Consider the following 23,401-nt stretch of genomic DNA (forward strand, 5'->3'; position numbering starts at 1 on the left):
TGAATCAGCTTAGCGCACGTCCGCTACGGACGCCGCCGGGACCACCTCGACCGGTAGGCCGATGCTGTCAAGCTGACCGCGGACCTTGCTCGCGTCGCCCACCACGACCCAGACGATCTTCGACGGGTCGAGCGCCTTGCGTGCCGCAGCGTCAAGTTCGCCCGGCGTCATTGCACGATATTTTTGCGGGAGGGTCGCGAAATAATCGTCCGGGCGGCGATACAGGTCGTTCGACTGCATCGCGCCGAGGACCGCGCCCGACGTCTCGAAGTTTCCGGGCAGCGACCGAATCGAATCCGTGATCGTCCGGTCGAATTCGGACTGGGTGATCCCCTTGGTCGTCAGGAACGCCTTCACGTCGCCTTGCAACGCCTTGATCGAGTCTCCCGTGCGATCCGCCTGAACCGGCGCGGTGAGCAGGTACGGCGTTTGATGCTCCGCCCGGCGGAACGAACCGCTGACTCCGTAGGACCAGTGCTTGGTCTCGCGCAGGTCGAGGTTGATGCGCGACAGGAAATCGCCCCCAAGCGCATCATTTGCGGTCGTCACGGTGAGCAAGTCGTCGGTGCCGACCAAGCCGGTCGGCAGCGCGCCGACGATCAGCGACTGCGGAGAGTCCGGTCGGTCGATCAGCACGATCCGGGGGGTGGCGGGCGTGGTGGCGACGGTAAAGTCCTTGGTTCCGCGCGCGCCCGTCGGCGTCCAGTCACCGAACCGCGCATCGAGGACCCCCTTGATCTCGGCGAGCGGCCGGTCGCTCACGACGAAGATCTTGGCGGTATCGGGGCGGATCCAGCGGTTCTGGAACGCGATCAGATCGTCGCGCCCGAGCGTCGCGACCGCCTTGGCGTCGCCACTGCCGAACGCCTTGGCATAAGGCGAGGCGGCGCCGTAAAGCAGCGTGGGATAGACGCGCGAGGCAAGCCCGCCCGGGCTGGTCAGTTCCGCCGCGATCCGCGACAATTGCTGGTTCTTGAGCCGCGCGACTTCGGCGGGATCGAACTTCGGGTGGCGGACGATGTCGGCGAACAGCTCGGTCGAGGCGGCGAGGTTCGCGCTTGGCGTGAACAGCGACAGATAGGTGCGGTCCGCACTCGACCCTGCCGAGATGTTCGCACCCAGCCGCTCCTTGGCTTCCGCCAACGCGATCGAGTCGCGCGTGGTGGTGCCTTCGGTCATCATCGCGAGCGTCAATTGCTGCGTGCCGAGCTTGCCCGCCACGTCCGCCGCGACGCCCGCGTCGAAGCTCATCACCGCCTTGGTGATCGGCACTGCGTTGCGATAGGCGTAGACCAGCTCGATCCCGTTGCGCAGCTTGGCGCGCTCGATCTTGGGATAGACCAGTTCGCCGAGCGTCCCGACCGCGGGCAAGCCGCCGCGCGTGCCCTTGACCGCGGGCTCGGGCGCGGTGACGACCTTGGCAGGCGGGGTCGCCTCGACATAGGCATCGCGCGGGCCGGGCACCACGGTGAGGCCGTAGACCGGGCGCAACAGCCACTTGGCGGCGGCGGCCTTGACCTTCTCCGGCGTTTCCGCGGCGAGCATGGCGAGCTGCTTCTTGTAATAGGCCGGGTCGTCCGCAAAGAGCGCGCCCTGCGCCAGCGCGACCGCCTTGCCGCCGAAACCGCCGGTCGATTCGAGTCCGGCGATCGTGCCCGCCGCGTCGCGGGTCGCCAGCCGCTGGACTTCGTCCGCGGTGGGACCGTTGGCGATGAAATCGGCGACGATCTCGTCGAGCCGCTTGGCGACCAGCGCCGGATCGACGCCGGGGCGGACGTCCGCGCTGATCGTGAACATGCCGACCTGCGCCAGAGTCTCGTTGCTCGCCGATACCGAGACCGCGAGCTTTTCCTTGCGGACCAGCGCATTGTCGAGCCGACTGCTCGACAACCCGCCGAGCGCGCCCGCCGCGACGTCGAGCGCGACCCAGTCATTGTCCTTGAAACCGGGCACCGCCCACATCCGAAGGATGCGCGTATTCGCGACGCGGTCCTTCATCGTCTCATATTTGGCGATCGGGAGCGTCGGCACGGGTGCGGGTGGCGCGACGCTCTGCGGCCCGCGCGGGATCGCGCCGAAATATTTGGTGACGAGCGTCTTGGCCTTGGCCGCGTCGATATCGCCCGAGAGGACCAGCACCGCATTATTGGGGCCATAATGCCCGCGGAACCACGCCTTGACGTCCTCGACGCTGGCGGAATCGAGATCGACCATCGATCCGATCGTGGTGTGGCCATAGGGGTGCGTCGGGGGGAACAGCGTCTCGACCTGCTTGTATTCGACCAGACCGTAGGGCTGGTTGTCGCTCTGCCGTTTCTCGTTCTGGACGACGCCGCGCTGTTCGTCGACGACCGCCGGGGTGATCGCCCCCAGCAGATAGCCCATCCGGTCGCTCTCGAGGAACAAGGTGCGTTCGAGCGCGGCGGCGGGAACGGTCTCGAAATAGTTGGTGCGGTCGAACGAGGTCGTGCCGTTGAGGTCGGTCGCGCCGATCGCCTTGGTGTAATCGAAATAGTCCCCCGGCGCGTTTTCGCTGCCGTTGAACATCAGATGCTCGAACAGATGCGCGAAGCCGGTCTTGCCCTTGGGCTCGAACTTGGAACCGACATTGTACCAGATGCTGACCGCCACGACCGGCGCCTTGCGATCGGTGTTGACGATGACGCGCAGGCCGTTGGGGAGGCTGAACGCGCTATAGGGAATGTCGACCTGGCGGACGAGATCCGCGACCGGGGCGGGCTTTGGTAGCGCGGCGGGGGCGGTTTGCGCGAGCGCCGGTGTGGCGAGCGTCGCCAGCGCAACGCCAGAGAGCGCGAGGAGTTTGACGGTCATACTGGTACGTATTCCTCGGAGTTAACGGTCCTCGGCAGACCGCTATGCGCTGCGGTATAGCAATGGCATTTAGGGTTGCAATTGGTGCGCAGCTACGGCGCACTGGCCGCGCGGGCCAGACGGTGGAATCAGTCCTGCGTGGAACCGCCGATCGCGGACATGGCGTCGCTTGGCCCGGTTGGGTCGGTAGCGGGGCCGGCCACTTTCCCGGCAGATCTCGGGAACAGGATACGCGCGGGATTGCCCACCGCAGTCGCGCCTTCGGGGACGTCGGTGATGACGACCGCATTCGCGCCGATCAGGGCATGCGCGCCGATCGTCACGCCGCCGATGATCTTCGCGCCTGCGCCGATGTCGACGTGCCCGCGGATTGTGGGGATGCCGCCCTTCGCCGCGCCGATCGTCACCTGCTGGAAGATCAGGCAATTGGGTCCGATTTCCGCATCGGGATGGATGACGATGCCATTGGGATGCGGCATCAGCAAACCGCCGCCCAGGCGTGCGTTGAGCGGGATGTCGGCCCCGGTCACCACCGTCCAGAATCGGTGACGCAGAACCGCCACGCGCTTCCGCACCGCAGCGATCGCGCCGGATGCGTGGCGTAACCGTTGATAATCGCGGACCGACGCCAGCAGCGCCTTCGACGGGACCCACCCGGTCCGCCGCTCGCGCTCCCAATCGGGCGTTTCGCTGGAAATCATGATCATGCCCTTGCAATATCATCCCGCACGACGCTGGTCGACAGCGCCATCCAAGCGCGGGATATGGCCCAGTCTACTGATTCCAATAGCCAACGCCAGTTTGACGCTTCGGCACTATGCTACAGGCAGCGTCGATTGCCCCGTGCTCTGCGGCTAGGGCCGATACACGCGTTCCACGTTTCGCCGGAGGTCCTCGCGCCAGAACAGCACCGGCTTGAAACGGTGCGCGGCGAACAGTGGCGCCTGGTCGGCATAATGCGGTGACTCGGGCCGCGTCGTCGCAGCGCCGAACGGCTGGATCGAGCGCGATTCCACCCGCCCTGCTTTGTCCCATGTCATCAGCATGATGAAGCTGTCGCCGTGATTGACGACGAGCCGCCCGTCAGGGGCCTCGTTCCACGTCGACGCAGCGCGCAACACGTCGGGCGCACCGTCGAGCGGGAGGTCGACCTTCCCCTGCCGCAACCGCAGCACGGTGCCGAGCGGCGGGTCGAGCGTATCGAAATGCTTCTGGAGATACGCCGCCGCCTTTACCAGCGCATCGCGCGGGTCGAGTTCGGGGCGGCGCTGGTAGTGCCATTTCTGCCCGGTCCGCAGCAGGATCGCGGCGAGTGCCTGCCCGCTGTGCTGCCCATCGAAGTTTCTGTTCCAGCGTTGCAACAGGTCGAGTGCGGCCAGCAACTGGGTGTCGCCGCGCGGATCGATCGCGGCGATGTCGCGATACCATTTCGCGGCCCAGCCATCGCGGCTGATCCCGGTATCGAACTTGATCCTGAGCAGATCCGCCTCGCTGATCCGCGGGGTCTGACCCATCAGTTCGAGCGCGCGGGTGCCGCGGTTGGTGGTGTCGGTCTCGATCCCGAGCAGCGGGCTGTAATCCTGCGGGCGAAGCTCGGACCCCTGCCCTGCCGCCTGATACGGCGTGTTGTTGGCGTTGATCAGGAAGCCGGACGCGGGATTCACGTTGCGCGGGACCTGCGCAAACGGGACCGTTCCCGGCATCAGGTCGCGCGACGTGTCACCCGGCAGCAAATGCTGGTAATCATAGCCCGGTCGCCGGTTGGGGAAGCTCGCGTTATAGACATAGGCGATGTTCCCTCGCGCATCGCCGTAGAGGAAGTTGGTTGCGGGAACGCCCTGGATCGCCAGCGCGCGCTGCCATTCCCCGAAAGTGCGCGCGCGCGTCAGGCGGTAATATTCCTCGATCATGCGCAACTGGTCCGCGCCGGCATAGCGGATCGCATAAGCGCCGCTCTTGTTGACGATCACCGGCCCCTGCACCGCGCGGTAGACCGTCTTCGGGATCGGCAGCACGAACGGCCCGACCCGCACGCCCAGCCACACCCGGCGTGCCTGTAACGGCCGCCACGCGCCGTCAAAGCGATAGCGGGTGTGCGCTGCATCGGTTTCGAGCTTGTAGACGTCGGTCAGGTCGGGCCGGTTGACCGTGTTGGTCCAGCCGAGATGCGCGTTATGCCCGAGCACCGGAAACGGCACGCCGGGGAAGGTCGCGCCCGAGAAGTGCCAGCCGGTCCCCGATTGCACCGACAGCTCGTACCAGGCGACCGGCCCCTTCCACGGCTGATGCGAATTGGACAGGACACGGGTGAAGCCGTCCGAAGATCGCTTGGGGGCGACGACGAAGGCGTTCGAGCCGTTCTGATTGCCCTCCCCGGTAGCCGGAAGCGCGGCGGGATCGGGCGCATCGGGCGTCGCGCCGGCGCTTTCGCGCGGCAGCGGCTTGTTGTTCGACAGCGCGCCGAGCACCTGGTCCAGTCCGAAAAAGAACGGGGTGCGCAGGACGAAGCCGGTTGCGATATCCTCGCCATTCGCGGGGAACAGCCGCGCCAGCCGCACCTGCCCCGGATGCCGCCGGGCATAGGCGTTGAGCCCGGTCGCATAGGCATCGAGCAACGCGCGGACATCGGCGGGTTGCTTGAGATAATCGCGATGCGCGGTCTCGCGCGCGCCGAGCAGCGCGAGCGTGTAATCGACCTTCGCGCCGTCCGCGCCCGTCATCGCCCCGAGCCGCCCACGCGCCATCGCCACTGCTTCCTGCAGCGTCGCGAAATCGTCCTCGGCATGCGCATAGGCGACGCCGTACGCGACGTCGGGGTCGGTCTTGCCGAAGATGTGCGGCACGCCGAAGCGGTCGCGCGCGATCACGCTGTCATAGCGATGCGCGGGCGGCGCGGTCGCGCTGGTCGCCGCAATCGGTTCCCAGATCGCAAGTCCGGCGGCAGTGACGACCAGCAGCCCGGCCAGGCTGAGCCCGAGTGTTCGCAGCATCCATTCCCCCTGTGGCTCTGGTCTTGGCCAGTTCGCGCGCTATCTTGGCGTACGGAGCGGATTTGTCACGCAATCCGTAGTCTCACGACTTGTGTTGTATATTTACAACACCATATCGGCGCGAAAGCAACTGTGAGGGTGGTGAATGAACATCGAGAAATTTACCGATCGCGCCAAGGGTTTCCTGCAATCGGCGCAGACCGTCGCGATCCGCATGAGCCATCAGCGGATCGCGCCCGAACATATCCTGAAAGCGCTGCTCGAGGATGAGCAGGGCATGGCGTCCGGGCTGATCAGCGCGGCGGGCGGCGATCCGAAGCGCGCGGCGAGCGAGACCGACCTGCTGCTGGCGAAGATCCCGGCGGTATCGGGCAGCGGCGCGCAACAGACGCCGGGGCTCGACAATGATGCCGTGCGCGTGCTCGACCAGGCCGAGCAGATCGCGACCAAGTCGGGCGACAGTTTCGTCACCGTCGAGCGGTTGCTCGTCGCGCTGGCTTTGTCGCTCAACACCGCAGCGGGCAAGGTGCTCAAGACCGCGGGCGTCGCGCCCGAGGCGCTCAACGCCGCGATCGAGAAGGTGCGCAACGGCCGCGTCGCCGATAGCGCGGGGGCCGAGGACAAGTTCGACGCCTTGAAGAAGTTCGCGCGCGACCTGACGCAGGCGGCACGCGACGGCAAGCTCGACCCCGTCATCGGCCGCGACGAGGAAATCCGCCGCACGATCCAGATCCTCGCGCGCCGCACCAAGAACAACCCGGTGCTGATCGGCGAACCCGGCGTCGGCAAGACCGCGATCGCCGAGGGGCTCGCGTTGCGCATCGCGAATGGCGACGTTCCCGATACGCTGAAGGACCGCAAGCTGATGTCGCTCGACATGGGTTCGCTGATCGCGGGTGCCAAATATCGCGGCGAGTTCGAGGAGCGGTTGAAGGGCGTGCTCGACGAAGTGAAGGCCGCCGAGGGCGACATCGTCCTGTTCATCGACGAGATGCACCAGCTGATCGGCGCGGGGAAATCCGAAGGCGCGATGGATGCGGGAAACCTGCTGAAACCGGCGTTGGCGCGTGGTGAGCTCCATTGTGTCGGCGCGACCACGCTCGACGAGTATCGCAAGTACGTCGAGAAGGACGCGGCATTGCAGCGCCGCTTCCAGCCGGTGTTCGTCGGCGAGCCGACCGTGCCCGACACGATCTCGATCCTGCGCGGGTTGAAGGAGAAATACGAACTCCACCACGGCGTGCGGATCACCGATGCGGCGATCGTCGCGGCGGCGACCTTGTCGAACCGCTACATCACCGACCGCTTCCTTCCCGACAAAGCGATCGACCTGATGGACGAGGCCGCGTCGCGCATCCGCATGGAGGTCGAGAGCAAGCCCGAGGAAATCGAGATCCTCGACCGGCGGATCATCCAGCTCAAGATCGAGCGCGAAGCGTTGAAGCGAGAGAGCGACGAAGCGTCGCGCGACCGGCTGGTCAAGCTCGACGGCGAACTCGCCAATCTCGAGCAGCAGTCGAGCGAACTGACGACGCGCTGGCAGGGCGAGAAGGACAAGATCTCCGCCGAGGCCAAGCTCAAGGAGCAGATCGACGCCGCCAGGCTCGAACTGGAACAGGCGCAGCGTGCGGGTGATCTGGCGAAGGCGGGCGAGCTGTCCTACGGGCGCATCCCGGATTTGCAGCGCCAGTTGGATGCCGCGGCGGGTGCGACCAAGGGCGCGATGCTGCGCGAGGAAGTGACGGGCGAGGACATCGCAGGCGTCGTCGCGCGCTGGACCGGGATTCCGGTGGAGCGGATGCTCGAAGGCGAGCGCGACAAGCTGCTTGCAATGGAAGCGACGATCGGCAAGCGCGTGATTGGCCAGCAGAATGCGATCCGTGCGGTGTCGACTGCGGTGCGGCGCGCGCGCGCCGGTTTGCAGGACCCGAACCGGCCGCTCGGCTCGTTCCTGTTCCTCGGGCCAACCGGCGTGGGCAAGACCGAATTGACCAAGGCGCTTGCCGAATTCCTGTTCGATGATCCGACCGCAATGGTCCGCATCGACATGAGCGAGTTCATGGAAAAGCACGCCGTCGCGCGGCTGATCGGCGCGCCTCCGGGCTATGTCGGTTATGAGGAAGGCGGCGTGCTGACCGAGGCGGTACGGCGGCGGCCGTATCAGGTCGTGCTGTTCGACGAGGTCGAGAAGGCGCATGGCGATGTGTTCAACATCCTGTTGCAGGTGCTCGACGACGGGCGGCTGACCGACGGCCAGGGCCGCACGGTCGACTTCACCAACACGATCATCGTGCTGACCTCGAATCTCGGTAGCCAGGTGCTGACGACGCTGGGCGAAGGCGAGGATGTCGCGAGCGTCGAACCACAGGTGATGGAGATCGTCCGCGGGCATTTCCGGCCGGAATTCCTCAACCGGCTCGACGAGATCGTGCTGTTCCACCGTCTCGGCCAGGCGGAAATGGCGCCGATCGTCGACATCCAGGTCAAGCGGATCGCGACGTTGCTCGGGGAACGCAAGGTCGGGCTCGACCTGACCGATGCGGCGCGCGTGTGGCTCGGGCGGGTCGGCTATGATCCGGTGTATGGTGCGCGACCGTTGAAGCGCGCGGTGCAGCGCTATCTGCAGGACCCGCTCGCCGATCTGATCCTGCGCGGGAGCGTGAAAGATGGCGCGACGGTGCGGGTCGACGAGGGCGACGGGAAATTAGAGCTGGTGGTGGAGTGATGGTCTCCCCTCCCTTCACAGGGAGGGGAGACCAAAAAAAGGGCGGCCTCCGGATGGAGACCGCCCCTTTCTCATGTCCGATCCGGAAGGGATCAGAACTTGAAGTTGGCACCTGCCTTGATCGAGCGGCCGATGATGCCCGATGCGGCCCAGGCCGGGTTGTAGTTGTTGCCGCCGTACGTGTTCGGGTCGAACGGTGCGTGCGCATCGAACAGGTTCTGGACGATCGCGTAGAAGGTGAACTTGTCGTTCACCTTGACGCTGCCGTTCAAGTCAACGCTGAGGAAGTGCTTGACGGTGCACTGCAGCGCGTTGCCCGCCCGGCGCGACAGGTCGCCGTTGTACAGATAGCTCGACGCTGGCGTGTCGTTCGGCCCGCAGCTGCCGACGCCGTTATAGTCGGCGGCATAGCCCTTGTACCCGCTGGTGAAGTAGGTCGTCGCGGTCAGCGAGTAGGCGCCTGCTTCAAGCGTGTTCTGCCAGTTGGCGCGCCAGCGCGGCGTGCCCGAGGCCGAGGTCGTGTTGTACGGTCCAAGCGTCCCGAGATAGTCGTACACGCCGTTGATGCCGGTGTTGACCTTATACTCGAGGACCAACGTTCCCTCGAGTGCGGAGGTCAGCTTGATCCCGCTGCCGAGCGGGACGCTCGCCGAGATCTGGCCATCGATGCCCGACGTCTGGAGCGACTGGCCGTTGATGTACGCCGCGTTGACGAACGCCGGGGTCGGACGCAGGGCCGGGAACGACGGATCCGCCGGGTTCGGCGTGATCGTGATCCCGGTCGGAAGCGCGCCGCCGTTCATATAGGTGTTGGCGTAGGTCGAATCGGCCGGGTTGTAGATCAGGTCCTTCTTGTGGATGTTGTAATAATCCATCGTCAGGCTGAGCCAACGCACCGGCTGGAACACTGCGCCGCCGGTAAAGCTGCGCGAGGTTTCCGGCTTCAGGTTCGCATTGCCGACCGAGTTGAGACCGAGGCTGTACGTGCCGACATAGGAGTTGCCGCCATGCGCTGCCTGCACTGCTGCGGGCGGCGTATAGTTGACGAAGCCGACGACGTTGCCGCTGGTTTCGGGGATCGACGGTGCACGGAAGCCCTGCGAATAGGTCCCGCGGATTGCCAGCTGGCGGATCGGCGTAAACTTCGCGCCGACCTTGGGCGAGAACCGCCCGAAGCCGGTCGAATAGTGATCGTAGCGCCCCGACAGATTGACTTCGAGCTGCTTCAGCACCGGCGCGTTGAGTTCGAAGAAGCCCGACGTCACGAACCGGTGGCCAACCGCCGAGAAGGCGTTGATGTCGAGGAACTGCGACCCCGGGTTCGGAGTGGGATCGTAGATGTTCTCGTAGCGGAATTCGCCGCCAACGCCGAGGTTGAGCGGGCCGCCCGGCAAATCGAACAGCGCGTGCGTCAGGATGCCCTGAACTTCGGCAGTCTCCGAATGCGCCTTGCTCTGCTGGTTGGGCGAGATGAGCGACCGCACCGCCGCGCTGTTGGCGGTCGGGTCGACGAAGTTATAGGTGCCGTTGTTGATTGCGCTGGTGAGGCCGGCGATGTTGATGTTGCCGGTGCGGTCCTGCGTCAGGTTGGTGCGCATGTACGTGCCGTGCAGCGTATAAGCCCAGCTGTTGTCCCCGCCGAACTTGCCGTCGATCCCGCCCGCGATGCGGTAGGTGCTCGAAGTGTTCTTGAGCGTCGAGGCGATGTCGCCGAAACGATAGAAGATCAGCGCGCCCTGCCCGGTGGCCGCATAGGGGTTCTGCGGGTTGAGCGTGCCGTTCGACAGGTTCGCCGGGAGCACCAGGCCGAAGGTGTAGGCCGGGTTGTTCGACCGCAGCGAGCTCGGCGTGCGCTGCTGGAAGATGATGCTCTGGTAGAACGTACCGGTCAGATAGGCCTGTGCGTTCGAACCGATGTTCGCGGTCAGATGCGCGGTGCCGCCGAACCGGGTCTGGTCGGGAAGGATCTGGCTGTACTGGTTGATCAGATCCTGTTCGCAATATTGGCCGTTGACGTTGCTGTGCGCGATGTTGGTCTGCGCCGCACCAGCGCAACCGCCCTGCTGGAGTACCTGATACTGGCCGCCAACGATCGGCACGCCGCTCAGGATATTGCCCGGGGTGTAGGTTGCCGGGCGTACGACCGCGGCGGTCGTGCTGCTCGAAGCGGACGTGCTCGGCGCCAGGAAGTTGGTGTTGCCGTTGGCCCCGGTAAAGCCGCCGCCTGCGTCGATCGAGGACAGGTTCTTGGTGTTGTAGGGGAATTCGCGCTGGTTCGCGAACAGCGCGTTCTGGTGCTGATATTCGCCGCTGACGTAGAAGTTGAAGCCCTGATCGGCGAGATCGCCGTAACCCGCGGTCAGGCGCGCACGCTGCTGACCGGCATCGCCGCGCTCGGAAATGCCGCCTTCGACGTTGCCGCTGACGCCCTTGATTTCCTTCTTGAGGATCACGTTGACCACGCCGCCGACCGCGTCGGCACCATAGGTCGACGACGCGCCGTCGCGCAGCGTCTCGATCCGCTCGACGATCGCACCCGGGATGGTGTTGAGATCGACGAAGCTGCGCTGGCCGTCATCGGCAAGCGGATAGTAGGCCGGGCGAAGACCGTCGAACAGCACCAGCGTCGAGTTGGTCGACAGGCCGCGGAGCGAAACGCCCTGCGCGCCCGACGCGAACGCGTTGCCGAAGCCCTGCGGGATGCTGCCGCCATTGCCCGCCGAGATCGACTGGATCACGTCGGCGGTGGTGGTGAGACCGCGCGCGGCGATGTTCTCGGCGGTGATGACCGACACCGGCGATGGCGTTTCGGTGTTGGTCCGGCGGAAAAGCGTACCGGTGACGACGATGTCCTGACCCGTTTCGGCGTTCGCCTGCGCGTCCGCGGGAGCGGACTGCGTCTGGATCGCGGCCGCACCGGGGGTATTGGCGTCAGCGGGGGCGGTCGGCGCCGTCTGCGCGAGCGCGGGCGTTGCGCCAAGCGAAAGCAGAACGGCACACGTGGCAGCACCCGTCAGAAGTCGGGCCTTCGAAATTTCGAACGGATTTTTGGTCACACATACATCCTTGCGAACGCAACCGCGGCGCGAAAACGCGGCGCTGTGGCGTAGTTGGCAAGTCCCGTAACCGATGCATACAGATGCTCGGCCCCCCGAGACATGTCGACTGATTGGCGTCGCGCCGGACTTGTGTAAAGCCGCCAAAACGCCGCGCAGGACACTTCAGCAATAGACTGTAACTGCATTGCAACATTACAGCCGCAACGGACTTATTGTCATGGTTGCAAAGGTTTCGCGAAATTCTTGAAGGGAATGGCCCCGCCGTGAGTGACGGGGCACCCGACCATATCGGCGGCAGTGCCTAGGCCTCTCAGCCCCGTTACGGGCGTCCCGGATGGTCGGGCCGCAGTGGCGGTTCAAAATCGATCCTCCGCCAGATCGCGTCGGCGGGCTCTTCCGGATCGGGGATCGCGCAAGCGAGATATCCGAAATACGTCAGGATCACCCGCTCCGCAGTATCGACGATTGCGGTCCTGCCGTGCAGGAAGCGCGTGTTGTCGAGCATCAGCAGGTCACCCGGATCCCATTCGATCTCGGCACTGAGATGATCGCCGGTGGCCTTGATTGCCTGCAACCATTCGTCAGGAACAGGATACCCGTCATCCAGCACGGGGTGATCGTTGCGGCCATGATTGAAGCGCGAGAAAAGCAGGAAATTGCCGAACGCCGGCGCATCGGTGAACATCGGCTTGTGGAATGCCGGGCGGCTGAACACGCGCAAAATCCCCCGGTCGGGATACCGCCGGAAGTAATAGGGGCATTCGGGCGGTGGCGCGGCGAGTTGCGCATCGGTCGGCGTAGCGGTGCCAAGCCAATATTCCAGCAGCGCAGGCCAAGTCGGCTTGATGTACAGCAGACGTCGGTCTGCAAGCTTACTGCGCACGGCCCCCGGCATTTCCCGGACCAGGGCAACCCCGTCACAGATCGTGGTACGCCCGCCCGATCGTGGCGCGACCAGACAGCCGAAGAAGGCCACGTCAGGCTTCCACGGTTCGCGGGAGAGTTCGGGATGCAAGGCAAAGGCGCCGTTTCCCGCATCCACCGTGAATACGTTGGCCGCGGCATCGACCGGCTCGCGTCCGGGGCTTTCGTTGACGACCGCCGTCGAACAGAATTGCCGGGCGAATGCCCCGAAATGCGCAACGTCGATCCCGAAACCGCGGAACAGCACCGCGCCATGCACCTTGTAGAGGTCCATGATCAGCGCGGGGTCGAGCGCCATAATCGACTCTTCGTTCTCCGCTTCGATGACGACATGCGGCTGGTGCAGAACAGGCAGGTGAATCTTGGCCATAGCGGCACGGGGATAGCCGCCATGCGCGGCGCACGCTATAGGGGAAGCGTGGCCTTGACCTTCGACGATCTCTTCACCTCGCCCGATCATTACCTTCAGTCGTTCGAGGCAGACCATGCTACGTTCGTCCCGATGGACCGCGCGGCCTATCATCGATCGATCTTCCTCGATCGCCGGATCTCCCCGGCGCACGAAGAACGGCTCGCGATCCCGGTCGACGCGCTGGTTCCGCGCATCCCGCCCGCGCAACCCACCTCGTGGATTTTCCACATGGCGCATTGCGGATCCACCTTGCTCGCCCGCGCGCTCGATGACCCTAGGGCGGGTCTTGTCCTGCGGGAGCCGCTTGCGCTGCGGCAATCGGCAATCCGGCGGGATGGTGCGCTGCTTCGGCTATCGCTCGCGATGGCGTCGAAACGGTATCGGCCCGACGCGCCAACGCTGGTGAAGGCGAACGTGCCCGTCAATTTCCTCCTGCCCGACATCGCCGCCGCCGACACGACGGCGCGCGCCATCCTGCTCTACCTGCCGTTGCGCCCCTATCTCCTCGCGATCCTGCGCAACGAAGACCATCGCGTCTGGCTGCGGAACGTGACCACACAGCTCGCCCCCTATCTCGGCGACTGGTCGGCCTATGGCGATGCCCAGCGCGCTGCCGCCCTGTGGGTCGCCCAGGCCACGGCATTTGCCGAGACCCTCGCCGCGCTCCCGAAGGCGCGCACGCTCAACGCCGAAGTATTTTTCGCCGACCCCGTCCCGGTGTTGACCGCCGCCGCCGTGCATCTGGGCTTGCCCAACGACCGCGCAGCGCTTGAAAGGGCCGTCGCAGGTCCGTTATTCTCGACCTATTCAAAGAATCCGGGGGTGGCGTTCGACAATGCTGCCCGTCTCGCGCGTGAAGCCGCGGTGGCTGCCGCGATCGCGCCGGACCTCGCGATCGCGGAGGATTGGGCGGCACGCCACCCCGCCCGCGCCGCGCTGGACGCGGCCCTCGCCAACGCGGCACTCAGTCGCTGATCTGAATGACCGACTGCTGCGCATGGTCGGTTTCGCCAGCCACCGCATAGAAGCGTCGCAGCAATCCCCGCTCGTCCTCGGTAATATACGGATTCCAGACGTCGAAGATCAGGATCGCGCGCATCTGCTCCGACCGATTCCACGCTTCATGCTCGATCGTGTCGTCGAACACCCAGGCTTCCCCTTCCCGCCAATCCCGGGTCTCCCCCCCGACGCGGAAGCTGCAACCCGTCGGCACGATCAACGGCAGATGGACGATCGCGCGCACATTGCTGACACCGGTATGCGCCGGCAGATGCGCACCCGGCTGCAGGATCGAAAAGAAGACGGTGGGGGTTCGCTGCGGCAGGTCCGACAACGGAAGCGCCTCGATCGCAGCAGCGGTCTGCGGCGCGCGCGCGCAGACGGCATCGTCCCGCCGCCCGTCCTTCCACAGATGCAGCGCGCCCCATTGTAGCGAATGGTCGAGCGCCGACCATTTGTTTGCCGGAGTGCCGGGCGCCATCGCGACGTAGGGACGCACGAGTGCCGCATCCTCCGCCAGGATCGCGGTGAGCTCGTCGCGGATTACCTCGGTCTTGGCTTCGATTTCGGCGAGCCAGGGGAAGTGCTGCCGTGGGAAGAACTCGTCCGCCGGTAAAAACGGAAAATGTATTCCGGCACAGTTGTTGGTGTAGATCGTGCGGCGCCCGAGCGCGTGATCAATGCATGCATCCACGCGTCGGCGATCGATTGCTGACAGAGCCCCCCGCTCGGCCGCGAGACCGGTGTCGATCGTACGGGCAAAGGACTCGCGCTGACGCAGGACATAGTTGCGCGCATGATCGAGCATCGCGACAAGCCCGTCGTTCGGTTCGTCAATCCCCGCCGCGATCGCGAGCACGCCGCCCCAACGCTCGGCCGCACGCACCGAGTCCCCTTGCCGCTCGTGCAGCTCCGCCATCCGAACCAGCGCCATGAAATACCGCTGGTCGATCGCAAGCGCGCCGTTCAGCGCGGCCTCTTCGCCGGCATTGTCGCCGCGTTCGCGGTGCGCGCGCGCAAGGTTCATCCACAGTTCGGGGGCAGTCGGATCCGCTGCGATTGCACGCTGGAGCAGCCCGATCGCCGCATCGTGCGCGCCGGACTCCAAAGCGTTCAACCCAAGGGCATTGAGCGCCTTCGGATGTTCGCCACCCTGCGCGAGCACGTCTTGAAACAATTGGACCGCGGCGGCGGTCCGCCCCGCGCGACGTTCCTGAACGGCTGCGTCGAGCAGCCGCTGTATCCGGGCATCATCCATGCCCCTGCATATCGGTGCGGCAGCGACTAGACAATGCGAGGCAGGATGCACAAACAGCAGCGATGACACAGGCTAACTTGTCAGGCGGACCGCAAAGCCGCCCCCCTTCGGTCGAGGCGGTGGCGCGCGATGCGACGTGGTTGGCGCATCGCTACGATCCGGGGCATGACGCGGTCCATTTTCTACCCGTGTCCCGGGCAATCCACGCGCAGGCGACCTTTGCCACCGACGAGCATCTGCCTGCTGGCCTAGATCCACTGGTCGTACGGCGGCAGGATGCGATCGCCGCCGCGTCACCCCGCGCGCCGCTACACTTTCTGTTCCACTCCGCCTTCTGCTGCTCGACGCTGCTCGCGCGCGCGTTCGATCGTCCGGGCTGGGGAATGGGATTGAAGGAGCCCGTCATCCTGAACGATCTGATCGGCTGGCGCCGCCGCGGCGGCCAGGGATCCGATATGGCCGAGGTGCTCGATGACGTGCTCACGCTGCTCGCGCGTCCGTTCGGGCCGGGTGAGATGGTGTGTGTCAAGGCGTCGACCGCGGTGAATGCGCTGGCGCCAGCGATGCTGACCTTACGGGAAGAGTCCTGCGCGGTGCTGCTCTACGCCCCGCTGCGCACCTATCTCGGCTCGATCGCGCGCAAGGGGTTGGACGGACGGCTATGGGTACGGACATTGCTGACCGGGATGCTTGACGACAAGCTCGTCCAGCTCGGCTTCGGTCCACGCGACTACCTTGGGCAGACCGATCTTCAGGTCGCCGCAATTGGCTGGCTTGCCAACCAACAGCTGTTCGCACGCCTTGTCGATCAATTCGGGCCGGAGCGCGTCCGGACGCTCGATAGTGCCACGTTGATGCGCGATCCAGCGGGCGCGGTCGCAGCATTTGCGGCGCTTACCGCTCGCCCTCTAAGCGCAGCGGATGTCGCCGAAATCGCTGCAGGACCGGCATTTCGGACCCATTCCAAGTCGGGCACGCCCTTCGACGCGCGCGACCGGACCACAGAAATCGCGCATGGCGACCAGCTCCATGCGGATGAGATCGACAAGGTCGCACACTGGGCGGAGAAGGTCGCTGCGTCCGCAGGGATTGCACTGGACGGGCCGTCTCCGCTTGTCGCCTAGCGGGTCAGCAGGGGCCGCCATTGCCGGAATTGCGGCAAGAATCGCTCCCGGGACCGGTGGCGCGCAGCGCTTCCCGCTCGATATCCCACTCACGGCGTGTCTTGCACGACTTGTAGGAACTGACGAGCGACCCGGTTACAGCGAAACGTCTACAGATTACTTTCTCAGGATCGTTTGCAGATTTCGTGGCAGGCGTTGGCGATGGTGTTGTCTGAGGCTCTACGCCGAAGAGAGACACTAAAAGCAGGATCAACATAAGAACCTCACCAGTGACGGGATATGGCGGTCTGCCAATTCGATGATAAGGATTGAAGAACGACAATGTCAAACCGACCGATCAAGGGGCATCGTTCGCGCGGATCCGGTGCCGACGCTACCGATCGCGCAAAGATCGAACAGGCGCTCTCCATTGGCGACATCGAGCGGGCGGCCGTCTTAGCCGAGCGCGCCGTCGCGCTGAACCGGATCGATCCGCTAATTCTCAATCTTGCGGCATGGCGCAAGGAAGAGGCGGGGGATTATGGCGCCGCGCATGCGCTGCTGCAGCGCGCGCTGGCGATCAGCCCGGGGGACGTGGCGATCCTCGGATCGATTGGCGCCGTCCTGCGGAAGCAAGGGTTTCTGGACGAAGCGCTTGCGGTGCTCGACACCGTCGTCGCAGCCGAGCCGCGCCATGCCGCCGCCTGGCTGGAACGCGGTTATGTGCTCGACGCACAGCGCGCCGACGAAGCCGCGGCGGCGAGCTACGAACGCGCCATCGCGCTTGATCCGACGCTGTCCCCAGCGCTCGGGAAGCTCGGCGATGGCGCCGCGCGGCGTGGCGATACCATCGCAGCGGAGACCTATGCGCGCCGCGCGCTCGCCCTCAACCCGCACGAACCCTCTGCCAGTTTCGCCCTCGCCTTGCTGGCGGTCGAAGCGCGGGACGGCGCGCGCGCCGAGGCCGTGCTGCGCCCGCTCCTCGCAACGCGACTGGCTCCGGAAGATCGGATCCGCTCGCTCACTTTGCTCGGCGACGCTCTGGACCGGCTGGACAGACCGCCCGAGGCGTTCGCCTGTTACCAGGCCGCACAGGCCACGTTCCGCGATGCGCATCGCGCCTTGCTTGCCCCGCAACCCGGCCGACCGTCGCACCGCGCGTTCATCGAGCGGATCACCGCGCAGGTCGTCGCGACCGGCCACGTCGCGACACGCCCTGCGGTCGCGCCAATCCCCGCAGCGGCGGCAACGCATGTGTTCCTGCTCGGCTACCCCCGTTCGGGAACGACGCTGATCGAGAACATTCTCGCCAGCGCGCCCGATGTCGTCGCGCTGGAAGAACGCGACACGCTGGTCGATCTCGATGCTCGCTTGTTGGCCAACGACGGGACCATGCCGGCAATCGATACGCTCGATCCCGCGATCCTCCACGAGCTGCGGATAGCGTATTGGGATCGCGTCATGAACCTTGCCGGTCCGGTTGCGGGCAAGGTGCTGGTCGACATGAATCCGTTCAACGGGATCAAGCTGCCGATCCTCGCGCAGGTCTTTCCGGACGCGCGCTTCGTCGTGATGCGCCGGGATCCGCGCGACGTCGTGCTGAGCTGTTTCCGCGTGAATTTCACGCCTGGCGCAGGGGCCTGGGCCTTCAGCGAGCTCGAGGAGACCGCCCGGCATTACGACGCCTTGATGCGGCTGATCGATCTGGCGCTGGAACGCCTGCCGATCGCGTTCCATGAAGTGCGGTACGATCAGCTCGTTGCGAACTTCACGCCGACCGTGCGCGCGCTCGCCGATTTTGTCGGGATGGCGTGGACCGACGATTTCGAGACGTTCGCCCGCACCGCAAAGGCTCGCGGCGTTCGCACCGCGAGCGAGACGCAAGTCCGCAAGGGACTGTACAACGGCGGCGGACAATGGCGGCGTTATGCCGACCAGCTTGCACCGGTCCTTCCAATCCTGGCCCCGTGGGTCGCGCGGTTCGGCAGCGACGGTTAGTCGACACCAAGCGCCTTTACCGAAACCAGAAAAAAGGGCGGACCTCGCGGCCCGCCCCAGTTACGTCCTTATTATACCAGTCGTCAGAAGCGCACGCTGGCACCGATCGCGAAGCGACGACCAAGCACGTCATACGTCGACGGATAGGTATTGCCGCTGTTGAACGAGGTCGACCCGACGGTTCCGCCGACAATCGGAGCACCGCGATCGAACAGGTTCATCACGGTGAAGGTCAGGTCGAAATGATCCCCGACCGCAACGCGGGTTGCCAGATCGAAGTAGTTATACGCCGGGATCTTGCCGAAGTTGACGACCTTGCCGGCCAGCGCACCCGTTGCGATCGTACCCGAGAAGGTCGTCACGCCGTCTTCAACGCGCATGCGGCTGATATGACGCCAGTTCACCGAGAAATCGATTCGATCGAAGGTCAGCGTCGTGCGCTGGTTCCAGGTGATCTGGGGTTGCAGCGACCCGGCCGACGACGACGGACCCGCCGAAGCCGGCGACCCGCAGTTCTGACCGTAGAGCCCGACGCAGTTCAGCACGTCCGAACCCGGCTTGGCCTGGAACCGCGACCGTGCGGTATAGTTGCCCAGGAAGCTGAGGTTCAGCTTGGCGAAACCGAGGTTACGCCGGTAGTTCGCGCTGAGATCGATACCGTCGGTCAACACCCGGCCGTCGTTGGCAGGAATGATACCGAGCCCCTGCGTCGTGGCGGGATCGCCATCGAGCGCACCCGTTGCCGGGTTGCGGCGGATCGAAAGGCAGTTCGGATCGGTTGCGCTAGAAGCCGTCAGGCCCCCACCGGTGCGGTTGCCGAAGCACAGGTTATACGCGTTGCCGGCCGTCAGCTGCGAAATCGCATCACGGATCGAGATGTTGTAATAATCGACCGAGATCGAAAGGCCGGGAACATATTCGGGCTGGAACACGACACCGAGCGTATACGAATCCGACTTCTCGGGGCGGAGGTTGATGTTCCCGCCGCTGGTGAAGTTTGCCTGCGCCGCCGTCGGAACCTGAATGCTCCCGATCGACGCCGTCGGCGCACCCTGTGCAAGGCAGACGGAACGCAGAACCGCGTTGGTCGTTGGAGCGACGCCTGCGCACGCATCATACGAGAGGTTGGTCAGACCGGTCGTGACCGGCGCGAACAGTTCGTTGATGTTCGGCGCACGGACCGCACGCTGATAGGTACCGCGGATACGGATGCCCCGCACTGGCTCCCAGTTTGCGCCGCCCTTGTAGGTGACCGTGTTGTAGCCGCGCGATGGCGACGTATCGACCTTGTAGCTCGAATAGCGCAACCCGCCCTCGAGCGTCAGGCTCTTGAAGAAGGGCTTGTCCGCGACGAGCGGGACGTTGAGCTCGCCGTAAGCTTCCTTGACGTTATATCCACCGGTGTAGCTTGGCGCAGCACCGCCGGCACCGCCCAGTTCGCCCGCTTGCTGCGACAGCGTGTCCGACGATTGCGAAGCCTGATAGTCGCGATATTCCGCACCGAGTGCAAAGCCGATCGGATCGCTGGCGAAGGGCGAGGCCGCACCGATATCGCCCGTCAACAACGCGCGTGCCTGGGCGAGCGACGTGCGGTTGGTCGAGGTGCTAGTCGCGGTCAGATACGAGATTTGGTTCGCCCCGATCGACCCGTCCGGCCCGAACAAGTTGATCGGAACGCAACCCGTGCCCGCCGTGATGCTGGCGGCACCATTGGGTGCACCGGCGAGACAGGTGGTGGTGTTGGTGGCGAACGCGGCTGCCCGGACGCGCGAGGTCAGGACGTAGTTCTGGATCGTCTGGACGTTCTCCGATTCGCCATACGACCCGTTGACGTCGAGCTTGATCGAGTCGGTGATGCCAACTTTCACGCCTGCGCGATAATCGAACAGCGTCGTCTGATAGTCAGAAATGCGCGACCCGACTTCCGACGTGCGACGGTTGGTTGCGACATTGAAGTAGCGGAAGTTGGGGTCAGCCGGCGAGGTGGCCGTAGCCGCCGCCGCGCACTCGGCCGCAGTAAGCTGTGCAACCTGCACATTGTTCGCGTTGAAGGTCGGGTTGTTGTTGCAGAAGGTCTGCCGTGCTGCTGCGGGAAGGTACGGGTTGGAGAACGGAATCGACAGCGACGAGCCGAAGATGCCCGATGGTGCGATGATCGTGCTCACCTTGTTCTTCGAGAACATGCCGCGCGAATAGACTTCGATGTTGTCCGACACTTCATACCGTGCCGCACCGTAGATGTTATAGCGCTGGAACGGCGTCTGGTAGACGTTGTACGGGTTGAAGTTGAACGGCACGACCGGCGACTGCAGCGCGCCGGTGGTCGGGTTAATCTGGCGGTTGCCCGAGACGCGGTTAGCGCCGGTGCCGAGACCTGCGACCGAAAAGCGCGTCGGAACCGTGGTGCCGGAACCGCCCTGCGCGCCGCTGGTCGAAGTGTAGTTGTTGATCGAAATATCGCGGGCGCCCTGGTACACAGGGTCGGACTTCTGATAGCCGAGCGACAGCACGGCGTTGCCGCGCCCGTCATCGAAATTGGAACCGACGGTCAGGTCGCCACGGAAATACTTGCCATCGCCGCGTTCGGTGATCTGGTTCGAGACCGAAGCCTCGACGCCCGAGAAGTCCTGCCGCGTAATGAAGTTGATGACGCCCGAAACCGCGTCTGCGCCATAGGTGGTAGCAGCGCCGCCAGTCAGCGTGTCGACACGCTGCACCAGTGCGAGCGGGATGTTGTTGAGATCGACACGACCAACGGTGCTCGAAGGCGCAATCCGGTTGCCGTCCAGCAGGATGACGTTGCGGAAGTTGCCGAGGCCGCGAAGATCCGCGAAGGACGCGCCGCCGTTGCCGTTGTTGACCGCCGAACCGATGCTCGCGACCGCGCCCGGCAAGTCACGCAGGATTTGCTCAGCGGTGTTGGTCTGGCGGAGCGCCAGCTCGTCGGAGCTGATCACCGAAACGGGCGTGGAGCTGACCAGATTGGGGTTCCGGATAAGGCTGCCGGTGACGATGATGTCGCTGCCGCCGCTATCGGTGGGAGCAGGCTGGCCAGCCGTATCGGATGGCGGCGTTGCCGGTGCTGTCTGAGCAAAGGCTGGTGCACAGCCCATTGCCGCTGTGGCGAAAAGCGTCGAACCAAGCAGCAGCGATCTCGTCGATGTCTTCATGTTACCCCCGTTTTGGCCGGTACGGCCATATACCTCTAATCCGTTCGTTGCCGGATATTGCAGCATTGCTATTCTAACAGCGGGCAACACGGCAACGACCTAATATGGCGCTAATCACATATTTGTTACGCGTGTGACGTTTTAGCTACATAGGGCCGTCCCGGATGCAATTGCCGCGCTCGGCTTGCAGGGTATAACGGGGCACATTTTCCTTCGGAGTACGGTCCATGCGTCATCGCGTCGCGCCACTATTTGTCAGCTTGGCGTGCTTGCTGCCCACGGTTGCACCGGCCGCCGAGCGACGTAGCGACAGCCTCGTCTCGACCATGAAGGCCTGTGCAACAATACCGGTCGATCAACGTCTTGGCTGTTACGAACGGTCCACGTCGGACCTACTTGAAGCGCTCGACAAACGCGAAATTCGGATCATTGATCGTGAGGCTTTGCAAAGTGCCAAACGTTCGCTTTTCGGCTTCTCGCTCCCGCATCTGAACCTGTTCGGCACCAGCCAGGACGATCCCCGCGCTGCAACCGATACCGACGTCAAGGAGATCACCAGCACGGTGACGGCGGTGCGGCAGGTGTCCTATGGCTTGTGGGGGATCACGCTTTCCGAAGGCGGTGAATGGCAGTCGTTGACCGATTCGCCTGCGTTCGCGCCCCGCAAGGGCGACACGATGACCATCAAGGCTGGGCTACTCGGTCGCTACACCGCGCGCATCGGGAGTGGACGGGCGGTCGACGTCAAACGCATCCGCTAACGCCGTTCGTCTTCCACCATCGGGCCTGCGACCAACAGCGGGTCGATCTTCGCCGCGTTCCAGCGCAGGCTCCAGTGCAAATGCGGGCCGGTCGCGCGGCCGGTCGCGCCCGACAGCGCGATCGGTTGCCCGCGCCGGACATGATCCCCGACTCGCACGTCGATCCGTGACAGATGCAGGAACGCGCTGTTCAGGCCCATCCCATGATCGATCATCAACAGGTTTCCCTCCAGCGTGAACGGGTGGTCCGCCGCAAGGATCACCACACCGTCGGCGGGCGCCACGATGACCGACCCCGTCGGCTTGGCGACGTCGAGCCCGGAATGATACGATCCCGCCTCGCCATTGCGATAGATTCGCTGCGATCCGAACAGCGTCGAGATCCGTCCGGTCGTCGGCCATATGAAGGCTTGTCGCCAGCCTTGCGCATCCGTCTGGATGCGCCGCGCGGCGACGATTTGCGCGAGTTCGGCGGGACGGAGGCGATCGAATTCGGGTTGCGGCAACGGGATCTTGGGCAAGGTCGACAGGCGCGAAATATCCCACGCGCGCGGCGCGACAGTCAGCGTATCTCGCACTATCTGACCGTCGTCGCGAGTGGCCACGAGCGTCGCGCTTGGCGCCGCATCGCGGTCGAACGCGATCACGAAGCGCCCGTCTGCGGCTACCGGGATGGCGACGCCGTCGAACAGCAATTCCCGCGTCCGTTCGGGAGCGATGCCCAGCAGCAAACCGCCCTGCGTGCGGTTGCCAGTGTAGGTGAAGCCGGTGCGCTCGGGTCGCGCGATGGATGCGGGCGCCCGGACCGGGGCAACCGTTGGTCTTGGGCTGCTACGTGGTTCCCTTGCATCAAGCGGTGGCGTCGTCGGAACGACCGCGCAGGCCGCCAGTAGCAGCGAAAGCCCTGCTACCGCACCACGAACCGGGACGTTGCCTAGAACAGCCTTACGCGCCAGCGTCGCCGCCCATTGCCTGGGTCGCGAGCGCCGCCGTGGCATAGGCCTCCTGCCGCGCCACGCTCCAGTAGCGCAAGTCGTCGAGCGCGACCCGCGCGCCCGAAACGGCGCAGACGACATGATCGCCCGGGTTCAGCACGCGAAAGCCGTTCGCCATGAAATGCAGGCGTGCCGCGCGATCGGTGTTGGACATGAGCATCGGCTGAGCGCTTTC

At 64.9% G+C, this 23,401-nt stretch carries 14 protein-coding genes; 5 read left to right on the top strand and 9 right to left on the bottom strand.

Annotation, left to right across the window (positions count from 1 at the left end; translation table 11 throughout):
- Window positions 1-9: 9 nt before the first annotated feature.
- The 3 genes from ABIC16_RS17025 to ABIC16_RS17035 all read right to left on the bottom strand — a co-directional run bounded on the left by ABIC16_RS17025 (window position 10) and on the right by ABIC16_RS17035 (window position 5,822).
- Window positions 10-2,832, bottom strand: a complete 2,823-nt coding sequence (locus tag ABIC16_RS17025; RefSeq protein WP_354291970.1) for a M16 family metallopeptidase — start codon at window positions 2,830-2,832, stop codon at window positions 10-12.
- A 128-nt stretch (window positions 2,833-2,960) separates the two neighbouring features.
- Window positions 2,961-3,539 (bottom strand): serine O-acetyltransferase, encoded by a 579-nt coding sequence (locus ABIC16_RS17030; protein WP_354291971.1) that lies wholly within the window; start codon window positions 3,537-3,539, stop codon window positions 2,961-2,963.
- A gap of 147 nt (window positions 3,540-3,686) precedes the next feature.
- Window positions 3,687-5,822 carry a penicillin acylase family protein gene (locus ABIC16_RS17035; RefSeq protein ID WP_354291972.1) on the bottom strand — a complete coding sequence of 712 codons (2,136 nt, stop codon included), beginning with the start codon at window positions 5,820-5,822 and terminating at the stop codon, window positions 3,687-3,689.
- A 145-nt stretch (window positions 5,823-5,967) separates the two neighbouring features.
- Here ABIC16_RS17035 and clpB point away from each other — a divergent pair, with 145 nt between their 5' ends.
- A complete protein-coding gene (gene clpB / locus ABIC16_RS17040) occupies window positions 5,968-8,547 on the top strand; it encodes an ATP-dependent chaperone ClpB (protein ID WP_354291973.1) in 2,580 nt (859 codons plus the stop codon).
- A gap of 92 nt (window positions 8,548-8,639) precedes the next feature.
- Here clpB and ABIC16_RS17045 read toward each other — a convergent pair whose 3' ends face one another.
- Together ABIC16_RS17045 and ABIC16_RS17050 are read right to left on the bottom strand one after the other, a co-directional pair.
- Window positions 8,640-11,603 carry a TonB-dependent receptor domain-containing protein gene (locus ABIC16_RS17045; RefSeq protein WP_354291974.1) on the bottom strand — a complete coding sequence of 988 codons (2,964 nt, stop codon included), beginning with the start codon at window positions 11,601-11,603 and terminating at the stop codon, window positions 8,640-8,642.
- A 322-nt stretch (window positions 11,604-11,925) separates the two neighbouring features.
- A complete protein-coding gene (locus ABIC16_RS17050) occupies window positions 11,926-12,900 on the bottom strand; it encodes a TauD/TfdA family dioxygenase (RefSeq protein WP_354291975.1) in 975 nt (324 codons plus the stop codon).
- 48 nt (window positions 12,901-12,948) lie between these two features.
- On the opposite strand from ABIC16_RS17050, the gene ABIC16_RS17055 reads away from it, so the two are divergent.
- Window positions 12,949-13,917, top strand: coding sequence for a hypothetical protein (locus tag ABIC16_RS17055; protein WP_354291976.1), 969 nt, complete (start codon window positions 12,949-12,951; stop codon window positions 13,915-13,917).
- Here the strand turns inward: ABIC16_RS17055 and ABIC16_RS17060 are convergent.
- The gene (locus ABIC16_RS17060; RefSeq protein ID WP_354291977.1) at window positions 13,907-15,199 is read right to left on the bottom strand and encodes an aspartyl/asparaginyl beta-hydroxylase domain-containing protein; all 1,293 of its coding nucleotides are present in this window, start codon (window positions 15,197-15,199) and stop codon (window positions 13,907-13,909) included. The two genes, ABIC16_RS17055 and ABIC16_RS17060, sit on opposite strands and share 11 nt — an antisense overlap.
- A gap of 62 nt (window positions 15,200-15,261) precedes the next feature.
- On the opposite strand from ABIC16_RS17060, the gene ABIC16_RS17065 reads away from it, so the two are divergent.
- Complete coding sequence (locus tag ABIC16_RS17065) at window positions 15,262-16,323, top strand: hypothetical protein (RefSeq protein WP_354291978.1); 1,062 nt, start codon at window positions 15,262-15,264, stop codon at window positions 16,321-16,323.
- 321 nt (window positions 16,324-16,644) lie between these two features.
- Window positions 16,645-18,300 (top strand): tetratricopeptide repeat-containing sulfotransferase family protein, encoded by a 1,656-nt coding sequence (locus ABIC16_RS17070; RefSeq protein WP_354291979.1) that lies wholly within the window; start codon window positions 16,645-16,647, stop codon window positions 18,298-18,300.
- 83 nt (window positions 18,301-18,383) lie between these two features.
- Here ABIC16_RS17070 and ABIC16_RS17075 read toward each other — a convergent pair whose 3' ends face one another.
- Window positions 18,384-21,470, bottom strand: coding sequence for a TonB-dependent receptor domain-containing protein (locus tag ABIC16_RS17075; RefSeq protein WP_354291980.1), 3,087 nt, complete (start codon window positions 21,468-21,470; stop codon window positions 18,384-18,386).
- Window positions 21,471-21,697: 227 nt separating this feature from the next.
- Between ABIC16_RS17075 and ABIC16_RS17080 the strand changes: the two genes are divergently transcribed.
- Complete coding sequence (locus ABIC16_RS17080; protein WP_277967860.1) at window positions 21,698-22,231, top strand: hypothetical protein; 534 nt, start codon at window positions 21,698-21,700, stop codon at window positions 22,229-22,231.
- Here the strand turns inward: ABIC16_RS17080 and ABIC16_RS17085 are convergent.
- Both ABIC16_RS17085 and ABIC16_RS17090 read right to left on the bottom strand, forming a co-directional pair.
- A complete protein-coding gene (locus ABIC16_RS17085; RefSeq protein WP_502958359.1) occupies window positions 22,228-23,187 on the bottom strand; it encodes a M23 family metallopeptidase in 960 nt (319 codons plus the stop codon). The two genes, ABIC16_RS17080 and ABIC16_RS17085, sit on opposite strands and share 4 nt — an antisense overlap.
- Window positions 23,177-23,386, bottom strand: coding sequence for a DUF2093 domain-containing protein (locus tag ABIC16_RS17090; RefSeq protein ID WP_354291981.1), 210 nt, complete (start codon window positions 23,384-23,386; stop codon window positions 23,177-23,179). Before ABIC16_RS17090 ends, ABIC16_RS17085 begins: the two co-directional genes overlap by 11 nt.
- Window positions 23,387-23,401: the final 15 nt, after the last annotated feature.

Source organism: Sphingomonas sp. PvP055 (assembly GCF_040546365.1).
GTDB classification, from domain to species: Bacteria; Pseudomonadota; Alphaproteobacteria; order Sphingomonadales; family Sphingomonadaceae; genus Sphingomonas; species Sphingomonas echinoides_A.